The organism is Chryseobacterium urinae (assembly GCF_030518295.1).
GTDB lineage: Bacteria > Bacteroidota > Bacteroidia > Flavobacteriales > Weeksellaceae > Chryseobacterium > Chryseobacterium mucoviscidosis.
Map to the genome: position 1 here is coordinate 109,186 of NZ_JAULSJ010000014.1, position 13,044 is coordinate 122,229.

Here is a 13,044-nt window from a genome sequence, read left to right on the forward strand (position 1 = left end):
TAGACGATCAATATTTTTTTCTTCATAAGAAATTCAAAGTATTTTCGTTAAATTTGAAATCTATTTAAACTTTAATTTCGATGAAATTCAAATTATTACTGGCTTTTTCTTTCTGGATGCTTGTTATGGCTGTATCTTGTAATAAGGACGACATCAGTTTCGATGCTCCTTCGCAGGAATTAAGCTTTTCCAAAGACACGGTTTTCTGCGATACGGTTTATCATCAGGTTCGTTCAGAAACGTATGCGGTAAAAGTATATAATAATGAAGACAAAGACATTCTGATCCCTCGGATTCATCTTCAAAAAGGTGCAACCTCTTTGTATAAGATCAATGTAGATGGGAAACCGGGATATGATTTTAAGGATGTACCTTTAAGAAAAAAAGACAGTCTGTATATTTTCGTTGAAATTGCACCGGAAGCGAGCGGCCCTGAAGCAATTGCTGAAGATAAAATATTATTCCAGAGCCCAGTCGGACAACAACAGGTTGTATTGTTCTCCGTAGTTCAGGATGCGGAATTTTTTATAAAAACACCTACGAATCCGAATATTATTACCTCAGATGCAACATGGAATAACAATAAGGCTAAAATTATCTACGGAGATTTAACGATTGACCAGAATGTTATCCTGAATATTCAGCAGGGTACAAAAGTGTATTTCCACAAAAACAGCGGAATGAAAGTGCTTTCGGGAGCCACACTGAACATCAACGGCACTTTAGCCAACAACGTTACGCTTCGCGGAGACAGAAATGATCCTGCATACGATACGATTCCTAAAAACTGGAATTCTATTAAAATGGAAGCCGGTTCTACCCTTAATATGAATTATGCAAGATTATTCGGAGGAACAAAAGGTCTTGACATGAAACAGACCAATGCCAATATCAGCAATTCTTTTATCCACACCTTTCAGGAATATGGGATTTATGCCGTTGCTTCTACCATTACTGCAAAAAATCTTGTGATGAATAATTGCGGAGAATCTGCGGTAGGAATTTTCAAAGGAGGAACGCATAATTTTACCCACTGTACGATTGCCAATTATTCGGATCTTCTGCATTCTTATAACCGAAACGGAATTTTAGCCGCCAACGAATGGACGAATGCATCCGGAGTGAAAGAATACGGAGCACTGATCTTTAATTTAAGAAACAGCATCGTGTATTCCGACCGTGACAATTCGGTTAATTTTGAGCAGACCCCACCAAACTTATTTAATTTTACCATTCAGAACTGTCTCATTAAATATTCCGGAACTTCGGAAGCCGGTTTTGATTTCAATACAAGTCCGGGAGTTATTCAGTCTCTTAAAAATTTGGATCCGCTGTTTGTTAATTATTTCGCAGCCCAGATGAATCTGAGAGTAAAACAGAATTCTCCGGCAATCGGAAAAGGAAGTACAACTGTTGCGGCAACCGTTCCAACGGATATCGCAAATGTATCGAGAACTTCAAATCCTACAGTGGGCGCTTATCAATACTTTTAAAAAATGGATCTAAATATTGTAAATATCGGAGCTTTTGCCGTTTTGATTATTGTGTATATCACGGTAAGAAAACTTCTGAAAAAATTTGCAGATTTTACCGAGAATATCGGAAATTCCGTCTATCATGAAGAAGCAATAAAAACACTGGAAGCGAAAATAATTGTATTAGAGGAAAAGATCAATAACAAACCATAAATGGAAATTACACATCTGCAGCAACAAGTTGACGAATGGATTAAGACCATTGGCGTTCGTTATTTCAATGAACTGACCAATATGGCAATGTTGACCGAAGAAGTAGGCGAAGTAGCGAGAATCATCGCCAGAAGATATGGAGAACAAAGCGAGAAGGAAAGCGACAAAAGCAAAGATTTAGGCGAGGAATTGGCAGATGTTCTGTTTGTAACGTTATGTTTGGCCAATCAGACCGGAGTTAATCTGCAGGAAGCTTTTGACAGAAAAATGAAGATCAAGACGGATCGCGACAAAGACCGCCATCAGAATAATGAAAAATTAAAATAGCCGGATGCCGGAAGTTGGAAACCGGAAGTTTTTAAACTAAACTTTTCACCTCCATCTTCCAGCTTCGAGCTTCCAACTTAGACGAACAATGAAGAAGCTAGAAAAATCAAAATTACAGGAAAACAAAACCATACAGATCAGCGGTTCGAAAAGTATTTCGAATCGTTTGTTGATTTTAGAAAGTCTGTTTAAAAATATAGAAATCGGGAATCTGTCGAATTCTCAGGACACACAACTTCTGAAAAAAGCCCTATCCGAAGATTCGGAGATTGTGGATATTCATCACGCGGGAACGGCGATGCGTTTCCTTACTTCCTATTATTCTATTCAGGAGGGAAAGACAACGATTCTTACGGGTTCCAAGAGAATGAAAGAAAGACCGATCAAAAATCTGGTTACCGCTCTGCAAAATCTGGGTGTCGAAATCGAATATCTGGAAAATGAAGGATTTCCGCCTCTTAAAATTCACGGAAGAAAAATTACGGAGACCACAGTAGATGTTCCGGCGGATATTTCCAGCCAGTTCATTACCTCTCTTCTTCTGATTGCCGGAAAACTGGAAAACGGACTGGAAATAAATTTAGTCGGCAAAGTGACTTCACGATCTTATATTGAAATGACGCTCAACATTTTAACCCGATTCGGAATTAAAAGCAGCTTCACAGGAAATACCATAAAAGTTGAATCATTCATCAATCATAATTCATCGATTATGAATTATGAAGTGGAAAGTGACTGGAGTTCGGCATCTTACTTCTACTCTTTCGCCGCTTTGGGAAGAAAAACCATTCATTTAAAAAGCTTTTACAAAGAATCTACACAGGGAGACTCGGCAATTGTAAAAATTTATGAAGAATTTTTCGGAATTAAAACGACTTTCACGGAACAGGAGCATAAATTAACGCTTGAGCCGATTGAAGGATTTCAGTTTCCTGAAAAGATCGTTCTGGATATGAATAATTGTCCGGACATCGCCCAAACACTTTGTGTAACCGCAGCAGCCTTGAAAATCCCTTTTGAAATTTCAGGATTGGAAACTTTGCGTGTAAAAGAAACCGATCGTCTTTTAGCTTTACATAATGAACTAAAAAAGCTGGGTGCAGAAACAGAATTTACAGATTTGAAAATTAAATCCATCAGTTTCAACGAACCTCAGGAAAACATTTCCATTGCAACGTATCAGGATCACAGAATGGCGATGAGTTTTGCACCATTTTGCCTGATCAAAGAATTAAATATTGAAGAGGAAGATGTTGTGGAAAAATCGTATCCTATGTTTTGGAGGGATTTGGAAAATTTATTAATTAAAGAATAAGTGAAAAAGTTCTTTATCTTAATTTATTTTTTAATTCCACTCTTATTTTGGGCACAATACCTTTTACCCAATGAAGAAATCGTTTATTCTTTCGATACAAAAAACGGAAAGAGAATGTATTTGGTAAAAGACAAAACCAATAAATACATTCAATATCGTTTTGGAACTAAAACCAAAATGGAAATGGAATTTCCGAAAGAAAGAACAAAAGAGAGCTGGAAGAAATTTCATTATAATTCGTACTGGCGAGGCGGAGGCGTTGAAAACGCAGGAATGGAAATAGATAATCTTCAGTTTAAAAATAATGGTTTTGAATATTTATTGTTCAGAACATATCATGCAGAAGGTGAATCTTATTCCGCCGGAATCATAATTACAGATAATAAAGGTAAGGAGACTAGAATTTCAGGAAATTATAAAACAGTCAAAGGCTGTATTTGTGACCTTCAAGATACAAAAATGATTAAGAAAGAAGATATTGGACTATCTTTTTGAGATTACAGTGAAAAAAATATTTTTATTACATATAATTTTTCTTTTTTCAGTTCTTCAAGCTCAGGAATTGAAAAATTTCGTGACTCCAAAAGGGTACAAAAAATTAGTGGAAACAAAAGGAGATTTAGACAAAGATGGTAAAGAAGAAATAATCATTGTTTTCAATTCCACTAAAAAAGTAAAATCTTTTTATGATCGCGAAAGCCCTCAGAGAGAACTTTTTATTCTAAAAAAAATCAACGGAAAATTAAAAATCTGGAAAAAGTATTCAACGATAATTTTTCCGCAAGAAATAGGATTTTCACCGGAATCTGATCCTTTGCCTGAAATATCCATAAAAAAAGGAGCATTGAATATTACACAATCATTCAGTACAAATTCAAGACACAGGATGACTTATAAACATACCTACAGATTTCAGGATGATGATTTTTACCTGATCGGCTCACTTCAGAACTTTGATGACAACTGCGAATTTAATATGTATGATGAAATTAATTTTTCGACCGGAAAAGCAATCGTAGATCGAAAATATTATCCCTGTTTTCCGGAAGACAAAAAAGCATTTGCCGAAGATTTTCATAAAGAATTTCATTATAAGCCTAAAAAACTTATAAAAATGAATAATTTTAAGCCGGGAGATAATTTAATTAAAGTTCCTAAGTCAGATAAACAACTACAATACTAATGTCAAAAATCATCATCATCACCGGAACTTCCTCAGGAATTGGTTTCGTGTTAGCAGAATATTTCGGAAAAAAAGGTCATAAAGTATATGGCTTAAGCAGAAAACACACCGAAAGTCAGTATTTTAAATCGATTCCTACTGATGTTACAGATAATGAAGCCGTGCAAAATGCCATTGCTGAAGTTTTGAAAACAGAAACCAGAATCGACGTTCTCATCAACAATGCCGGAATGGGAATGGTAGGAGCTGTGGAAGATTCTTCCAAAGAAGATATTTTGAAACTGTTTAACCTGAATTTGGTCGGAGCTGTACAAATGATGAGTGCCGTGATGCCGAAAATGCGCGAAAATAAATTCGGACAAATCATCAATGTTTCCAGTATCGGAAGTGAAATGGGATTGCCTTTCCGAGGATTTTATTCGGCTTCAAAATCGGCTTTGGATAAAGTAACGGAAGCGATGAGATACGAAGTTTATCCCTGGAACATTCACGTTTGTTCGCTGCATTTGGGAGACATCAAAACAAATATTGCAGAAAACCGGGTGAGAACAAAAGTTTCAGAACCTTACAAAAATGTTTTCGATAAAGTGTATGCTTTAATGAATTCTCACGTGGGCGACGGAACAGAACCTCTGGAAGTGGCAGCATATGTAGATCAGCTTTTAAGCAAAAATAAATGGAAAGCACATTATTATTTTGGTAAATTCGGACAGAAAATCGGGGTTCCGTTAAAATGGATCCTTCCGCAGGGAACTTATGAAAATCTGATGAAGAAATACAATAAACTGGCTTAGTTTCAGTTATTTTAAAAAAAATTAATCTAATGAATATTTAAAAAGTTATTTGATTATCCGTCATTGATCATAATGCTTAATTTTAACGCAAAGATCGCTAAGATCCTTTTTATATACCAACTGTTTTAAGTTCGCAAAGCTACTTCGACAGGCTCAGTATAAACTATTCACTCAGCAAAGAACTCAAAGGTTTTTCAATGATGACAAATTACGGACAATCATTAAAAGTTAAGATCATTCCTAAGAAAACTTATTCTGTATCCTAAATGTGTAAAATTTAAGTTTAGCATACTATCTTAACTTCTTAAATAAAATCTTAATGGTTTAAAAATGTAACATTGAAATTAATTTTAAAAATATTTTTTGTACTGTTTTGCGTTTTTGTACAGGCGCAGAAGAAACATTATTTCCTGATCGATTCTGAAACGAAGGTGAAGAAAAAGGTAAAAGATTCCGCTTCAGCAGTGAAGTTTCTGGATTCTCTGGCTCAGACCAATTACTTTTTCACCCAGTTGAAAGAAGTCAGGAAAAAAGGCGACAGCACGGAAATATTTTACGATAAAGGGAAGAATTTCAACCAGACTTACGTTAATCTTTCAGATTCTATTTCAAATAAAACGAAGATTCAGAAAGAATTTTTCACTAAAAATTTAGATTCAACCAAAAAAAGCATCAACAAAAAGTATATTGATGAAGGCTTTGCATTCAGCAGAATAAAATCCAAATATAAAGGGCAGAAAAACGGTTATCCTGTTGTAGAACTCGACATCAACAAGAACGATAAAAGAACCATCGACGGTTTTGTGGTAAAAGGCTATACCAGTGTTCCGAAAAGATTCATTAAAAATCTTGAAAAGGAATTTAAGGGAAAAAACTATGATGATAAAAACCTGATTGCCATTAATAAGTCTTTCCAGAGCCATCAGTTTGTTGCTTTGGAGCGTCCTCCGCAAACGTTATTCACCAAAGATTCCACGAGCATTTATCTTTTCATGGAAAAGAAAAAAACCAACAGTTTTGACGGGGTCATTGGTTTCGGAAACGATAAAACGGATAAATTTACCCTGAACGGAACTTTGAATGTGAATTTCAGAAATATTTTCAACAGTTTTGAGCTCATCAATCTTTACTGGCAGAGAAATCCCGATAAAGGACAGACTTTTGATCTTCAGACGGATATTCCTTACCTTTTTAAATCCAATGTAGGTCTGAATATGAAGGTGAATATTTTCCGTCAGGATTCTACATTTGCCAATGTAAAGGCACTTCCGGCATTTTATTATCATCTGAACTCCCGAAATAAACTGGGACTGAGAGGAACTTTCGAAAGTTCCAGCATCATCGATACGTTGTATGTTCAGGGTAAAGATTACAACAAAAAAGGAATCGGAATCTGGTTTGAAATGGTTGAACCCACCGATATTGATCTTTTCCTTTACAAAACAAAAATTAATGCCGGATACGATTATTTAACGACCACTTATACCAAAGACAATATAAAATCTCCGCAGAATCAGTTTTACTTCTTTGGAGAGCACAATTATCATATCAACGGAAATCATTTCCTCAACATCAAAGCGGAAGGAGCGATGATGGATTCTAAAATCGACTTTTCTGCCAATGAATTGTACCGTTTCGGGGGCTGGAATTCTATGCGGGGTTTCAATGAAAACTCTCTCGCCGCCGATTTCTATTATTACGGCAGTTTAGAATACCGTTATCTCATCGGAAGCCAGGCATTTTTTGATGTTTTCGGGCAGTACGGACAGCTCAATAATAAATCTCTGAATGTGAAGCCTAAACTTTACAGTGTGGGTCTCGGTTTTAATTTCTTTATTCCGATCGGGTTGATGAGTTTCCAGCTTTCCAACGGTAACGAGTTCGGAAATCCTTTTAAATTCAATGATATTAAAATCCACTGGGGAATTCTGAGCCGGTTTTAAAAGGTATTTTTAGCTGATTATTTTTAAATAGATAAACAAAAATCTTATGCAAAATTGTGTGAGATTTTTCTTTTCGTTGATGCAAATTGTAAAAAATCAAAAATTCAATTATTAATTTAACATATCATTTACATTTATAAAATACTGATTATTAAATGGTAATAATAAAAATTTATTATTAAATATTTTTATATTCAATTTAAAATTGTTAACTTCACGAAACTAAATATATCACCATGAAAAGATTTAAGTTCACTTTAGCTTTGTCTTTAGTCGCAATTGCAGCATCTTCTCACGTAAGCGCACAAGACACTAACACAGACAATCACACGATAACGATTTCCGTTCCGGAAGTAGCTTTGGTAGATATTGAACCTGCCGCAAGCAAAAACATTACTTTAGGATTTACAGTACCTACAGAAGCCGGAAACCCAATCGTAGCAAACGCAGCCAATACTACGTTATGGCTTAATTACTCTTCCATAAAATCTGTAGCAGATCCTACCCGCAATGTTTCCGTAAAACTTAATGCCGTCATTCCGGGGATTGATATCAATGTAACCGCTGCTGCCGCAACAGGTTCCGGAGGAGGAACTTTGGGCACACCTTCTGCACAGCTTACTTTGAGTGCTGCAGACCAAACCATCATTTCCGGAATCGGAAGTGCATATACCGGAAACGGAGCCAATAACGGACATAATCTTACCTATGCTTTAGCTGCCGGAAGTGGTTCCGGTGGAGTTGCTGCTTATGCAGATCTTACCGCCGCAGCTACCACTGTTGCTACGGTAACCTACACCATTTCGGATAACTAAAAAAAGGAATTTCCCCAAATAAAGACAGGAAGAAGTTGCAGAAATTTCTTCTTGGTCTTGCACAGTCTTTTGTCAAACTTAAAACTTTACATACAATTATGATAAAGCAGATCTTGCTATTTTCTTTTTTGATGCTTCAGTTTGTGTTTCTGAAAGCAGGAATTGTAGTACTGAACGGACTTTCCCATACGTATAAAGTAGAAAACGGAAAAATATACAAAGGCAAAATTGCTATTGAAAATACAGGAAGCCAGTCTCAAAGTGTAAAATTATTTCTTCAGGATTTCAGCTATCAGTCGGATGGAACCATTCAGTATTCTGCTCCTCATACCAACGTTAAAACCAATACAGACTGGATTAAAATGAACACCAATCTGGTAACGCTTAAATCCAAGGAAAAAACAGAAATCTATTATGAAATTACCGTTCCTGATCAACTTTCTGAACCCGGAAGCTACTGGAGCGTTATTATTGTAGAACCTGTGGAAGAAATAAATCCTAAAGAAAATAAGCAGGGTGTAAACATAACTTCAATTATCCGGTATGCAGTACAGGTAATTACAGATCTGGATACTGATAAAGCAAAACCTGATCTTAAATTTGAGGGAATAAAAATTGAAAAAGAAAACGGAAAACAGATTGTAAAAGTTGCCATTGCCAATAAGGGAAATCTGTATTGCAAACCGACGGTGGTAATGGAAATGTATGATAAAAAGAGCGGACAGAAAGCCGGAAGCTTTACGAGTCAGGCAATGGGATTACTGCCACAAACCTCAAAATCTTTTCATATTGATCTTGAAAAAACGCCTCCTTCTCTTTATAAGGCGGTTCTTATCGCAACAGACGAAGATGAAAATGCTTTTGCCCTTAATGTGGAACTAGAAGTAAAAAATGATTAAAAACGGTGCATTATATATTTTTATTTTATTTCCGGCAGTATTTTTTTCCCAGACAAAAAATGGTATTGGAAAAAAAGACAGTCTGATGCCGGGAATCACCACTTCTATTCCATTTACCATAGAAAATAATTTTTCTGAAAATAAAATTTACAAGCTCTCTGTTGAAACTTCTAACCAGAACATCGTTCCCATTTTAGCAAAAGGAGAAATCGAAATCTCATCAGGAGAAAAAAGTGTCTACCTTGTTCCGGTAAAAATTGCATCCGAAACTCCTCGGGGAACATATAAAATTACTCTTTACGGAACGGAAAAGAAGACAGGCGATCAGTTTTCAAATGATTTTGAATTTGTTATTTCCGGAAACCGAAAACTTTTACTCACTGCTTTAAATGCTCCTGAATTTGTAAAAGCGGGAGAAACTATCATTTCCACTTTTCTATTAAAAAACAACGGAAACTTTAAAGAAAATTTAATTCTGGAAAGTAAAAATGCGCTGATTGATCAGGGAAATTCATTGATTTTATCTCCGGGTGAACAGAAAATAATAACTGTATCAAAAAAAACCAATCCGGATTTAAGTAAAAATGAATCTCAAAACATCATACTTTCCGTTTACTCGCGAGAACATCCGAAAGAAAATCTATCTGCTTATGCAAGTGTGAAGATTATTTCTGTGAAACCATCAGAGGAAGATATTTTTCACAGGCTTCCGGTTTTTGCCTCTCTTGCTTTTACAGGAATGGAAAACCGCGGCGATTATCAAAACGGATTTCAGGGTGAAATTTACGGTAAAGGTAGTCTGGATAAAGAGAATAAAAATCTGGTGGAATTTCATGCAGTCACAAAAAATCCTGTTGAATTTAATTCTTTCACGAAGTATGAGGAATATTTTGTTAATTATAAAAGACAGAACCTGTACATTCATCTCGGAGATAAAAATTATTCTTCTTCATTTTTAACGGAATATGCAAGATATGGACGTGGTGGAGAATTTAGGTTCGATATCAGGAAAATAAGTTTCGGAGGTTTTTATAATCACCCCAGATTTTTCAGAGATATTCAGGATGAATTTAATGTGTATTCAAAATTTAAAATCTCAAAAGCGTCTGAGATTACAGCGGGATATTTATATAAAATTCCCCGTAAAGACCATCAAGCATTAAGTTTTAGCAATTTCAGGCTGGATTCTGATGCACAGCTTCCGTATGTAACCGGAAAATTTCAATTAAATAAAAACATAGAAGTTTCCGGAGAAATCTCTTACAGCAAAACTCAACAGACAAAGGGAAATGCTTTCATGATACAAACGGTTGCTAATTTTAATAAAATCAGCGGAAATATAATGTATATGCGTACAAGTCCTGAATATGCTGGATATTTTAATAATACGAGTACATTCAACGGAAATATTCAGTACAGGATTTCAGAAAAAATAAATATCCTTGCCAATTTTGTTCAGGATGCAAAAAATTTTCAGCGCGATACTCTTTTTCTTGCTGCTCCTTACAGAAAATATCTTCATTATGGGATTCAGTACAGATATGCGAAAAGAGGATCTTTCTCCGTGTTCAATGGATTTCAGCGATACGAAGACCGCCTTTTGCCAAAGGAGTTTGATTATAAAGAACAGTTTTTCAGAATCAGTATCGATCAGCAGCTCGGCATTTTTCAATTCAATGTAGAAGGACAATTCGGAAAAACAAAAAATTACCTTTTGAATTTTTCAGGTAATTCAAGTTTTTATACGGCAAACATCGGCTTTGAAAAATTCAGAACTTCATTCAATATCTATGGAAGTTATGCCGTTACTTCAAGATATCAGATGCAAAATCAGAAGCAGGTTTATTACGGAGCAAGAATTCTGAGCAGGATTTCTCAAAAGACAAGTTTTAGTTTATTTTATCAGAACAATTATATGCCTGAAGAATATTTTGCCGACAGAAATTTATTTGAACTCTTGTATCATCAGGAAATATTTCAGGGACATGAATTTGATCTCTCCGGAAGATATACTTTACAACGCGGAGAACTGGGAAATAAAGACTTTATCTTTTCTCTTCGCTATACGGCAAGATTAAATATTCCCACGCAAAAAACAGCGGATTACATTACGCTTTCAGGAACGATTATTAATTTAGGCGTGAAAAAAGTGGACGGAATAAGAATTCTACTGGGGCAGTATTTATCTGTAACGGATAAGAATGGAAATTTTGTATTCAAAAATGTAATTCCCGGTGATTATATTCTGGACATCGATCGTTCTACAACGGATATTAATGATATTTCAGACATTAATCTTCCTGCTTCTTTGCAGTTAACCAATAAGGAAAATGTTTTCAATTTCGGATTAACAGGCGCCGCAGGAATTCAGGGAAAAATTGAATATTCTGAAGATACGCAATCCAACTTTATCGGATTATCCAACAAAAAAGACCGTAAGAAAAAAGAAAATATCATCATTGAAGCTACAAATGGAAATCAGATTTATCGCAAAATAGTAATGATCGGAGAAAATTTCGATTTTACCTATTTAAGACCTGGAGAATGGAAAGTGAAAGTTTACAGAAACGGATTGGATAAGAAGTATAAAATTCCCGTAGAAAATTTTAATCTTACACTAAAACCTTCAGAAATTAAAAATGTAATTGTACATATTATAAAGCAGCAATCGGAAATAAAATATCAGCAGGAATCCATTAAAGTAAGTTATAACGAAGTAAAAAATCAAAAATGAATGTTCTGAAACCTTTGTTTTTATTATCTCTCATGATTTCCTGTGATTTTTTTTCTCAAACGACAGGAAGCAGAAACATTGCTGTTGCCTTACCAGTAGTTACACTCATGGATATTGAGCCTTCCGGAGCCATTAGTCTAAATTATACTGCCCCAACCGAGGCCGGAAATGCTATAACAGCACCCGTTGCAAATACATCAAAATGGATTAATTATACTTCTGCCATTGCCCCTTCCGGATTATCTCGCAGGATCACGGCATCGGTTAACCAGACAATTCCGGGAATCGATATTAAAATTCAGGCAGCAACAGCTTCAGGTTCAGGAGGAGGAACATTAGGAGTTCCATCTGCACAGATTACTCTTACAATAGTAGCTCAGACTATAATCAGCGGTATTGGAGGTGCATTTACAGGTAACGGTTCCAATAATGGGCATCAGTTAACAATGACTCTCGTAACCAATAATTATTCCAGCCTGGACTCAAGATCGAACACGCCGGTTATTATAACCTATACCATAACAGAATAAAGTTAAAATGATTAATTTAAAAAAATTTATTGTTAAAAATATATTCATTGTGATTATGACTGTATTTTCTAAGTCATATTCACAACGTACATTAACTGTCGGGGGAACAAACTGGACGGTAACAATTCCATCTATAACTGAAGCGGGAAGTAATTACCAAGGAACATATGAAAGTTCTCCAAGCCAGATTATATTAGCTGCAAGTGTTCCATTATTACTCAGCAGTGGTAAAGTTAGTATGCATTATACAGCAAATCCTGTCTGGAATCCCAATCTTATTTTAAGCGCAAGAAGAACCGGAGACGGATCTACAACTTGTCTTTTATGTACTATTTCCGGAGGAACCACATACACCACAATTCCACTGACAACAGATATCGAATTATTTAGAATAACTGCTGTGTTGGCTCTCGCTGCTTATTCCAATATTCCCTTACAATTACAACTTTCCGGAGTATCCGTTACTCTGCCTGCAACAAATTATAATAGCCAGATTGTTTTTACAATAAGTGCTCTGTAGAAATTTTCTTTACCAAATACAGATCATATTTTCAGGAGCTTTATGCCGCTATCCACTCTTACTCCTCGCGCCCTGCTTCCCGAGTTAGTGCCCTCACTTTTCCTGTTCCCGCTGCGGGGTAACCGTTTCTATCGCGGCTAGGAGATGGCAAACAATATTGATAATTAATGAGTAATGAGTAATGAAAGATAATTGATAATTGATGAATGATGATTGATTATATCCTCCGGCTTATTTACTTGTTACTTTTCTCTTGTTACTTCTTACATTGTTCTATTTCCTTTTCTCCTGGTTCT

13 protein-coding genes are annotated in these 13,044 nt (G+C 35.6%); all 13 read left to right on the forward strand.

The genetic code is table 11. From position 1 onward, the window contains the following. Window positions 1–80: 80 nt before the first annotated feature. Window positions 81–1,493 (forward strand): hypothetical protein, encoded by a 1,413-nt coding sequence (locus QWT87_RS11065; RefSeq protein WP_302716127.1) that lies wholly within the window; start codon window positions 81–83, stop codon window positions 1,491–1,493. A gap of 3 nt (window positions 1,494–1,496) precedes the next feature. Then, window positions 1,497–1,688: a hypothetical protein gene (locus QWT87_RS11070; RefSeq protein WP_302716128.1), complete on the forward strand. Its 192-nt coding sequence runs from the start codon at window positions 1,497–1,499 to the stop codon at window positions 1,686–1,688. Beyond that, window positions 1,689–2,015 (forward strand): nucleotide pyrophosphohydrolase, encoded by a 327-nt coding sequence (locus QWT87_RS11075; RefSeq protein WP_076396420.1) that lies wholly within the window; start codon window positions 1,689–1,691, stop codon window positions 2,013–2,015. An 88-nt stretch (window positions 2,016–2,103) separates the two neighbouring features. Further along, the gene (locus tag QWT87_RS11080; protein ID WP_302716129.1) at window positions 2,104–3,330 is read left to right on the forward strand and encodes a 3-phosphoshikimate 1-carboxyvinyltransferase; all 1,227 of its coding nucleotides are present in this window, start codon (window positions 2,104–2,106) and stop codon (window positions 3,328–3,330) included. Next, complete coding sequence (locus QWT87_RS11085; RefSeq protein ID WP_302716130.1) at window positions 3,331–3,825, forward strand: hypothetical protein; 495 nt, start codon at window positions 3,331–3,333, stop codon at window positions 3,823–3,825. It begins immediately after the preceding gene. A gap of 67 nt (window positions 3,826–3,892) precedes the next feature. After that, the gene (locus QWT87_RS11090; RefSeq protein WP_302716131.1) at window positions 3,893–4,513 is read left to right on the forward strand and encodes a hypothetical protein; all 621 of its coding nucleotides are present in this window, start codon (window positions 3,893–3,895) and stop codon (window positions 4,511–4,513) included. Continuing rightward, window positions 4,513–5,307: an SDR family oxidoreductase gene (locus tag QWT87_RS11095; protein ID WP_302716132.1), complete on the forward strand. Its 795-nt coding sequence runs from the start codon at window positions 4,513–4,515 to the stop codon at window positions 5,305–5,307. The genes QWT87_RS11090 and QWT87_RS11095 overlap by 1 nt, the downstream gene beginning before the upstream one ends. A gap of 338 nt (window positions 5,308–5,645) precedes the next feature. After that, a complete protein-coding gene (locus QWT87_RS11100) occupies window positions 5,646–7,250 on the forward strand; it encodes a BamA/TamA family outer membrane protein (protein ID WP_302716133.1) in 1,605 nt (534 codons plus the stop codon). A gap of 236 nt (window positions 7,251–7,486) precedes the next feature. Next, window positions 7,487–8,065 carry a hypothetical protein gene (locus tag QWT87_RS11105; protein WP_302716134.1) on the forward strand — a complete coding sequence of 193 codons (579 nt, stop codon included), beginning with the start codon at window positions 7,487–7,489 and terminating at the stop codon, window positions 8,063–8,065. 98 nt (window positions 8,066–8,163) lie between these two features. Beyond that, window positions 8,164–8,964 carry a WxL protein host-binding domain-containing protein gene (locus QWT87_RS11110; protein ID WP_302716135.1) on the forward strand — a complete coding sequence of 267 codons (801 nt, stop codon included), beginning with the start codon at window positions 8,164–8,166 and terminating at the stop codon, window positions 8,962–8,964. Then, a complete protein-coding gene (locus tag QWT87_RS11115) occupies window positions 8,957–11,698 on the forward strand; it encodes a COG1470 family protein (RefSeq protein ID WP_302716136.1) in 2,742 nt (913 codons plus the stop codon). The genes QWT87_RS11110 and QWT87_RS11115 overlap by 8 nt, the downstream gene beginning before the upstream one ends. After that, window positions 11,695–12,228 carry a hypothetical protein gene (locus QWT87_RS11120; protein ID WP_302716137.1) on the forward strand — a complete coding sequence of 178 codons (534 nt, stop codon included), beginning with the start codon at window positions 11,695–11,697 and terminating at the stop codon, window positions 12,226–12,228. Before QWT87_RS11115 ends, QWT87_RS11120 begins: the two co-directional genes overlap by 4 nt. A gap of 55 nt (window positions 12,229–12,283) precedes the next feature. Continuing rightward, window positions 12,284–12,748, forward strand: a complete 465-nt coding sequence (locus QWT87_RS11125) for a hypothetical protein (protein ID WP_302716138.1) — start codon at window positions 12,284–12,286, stop codon at window positions 12,746–12,748. Window positions 12,749–13,044: the final 296 nt, after the last annotated feature.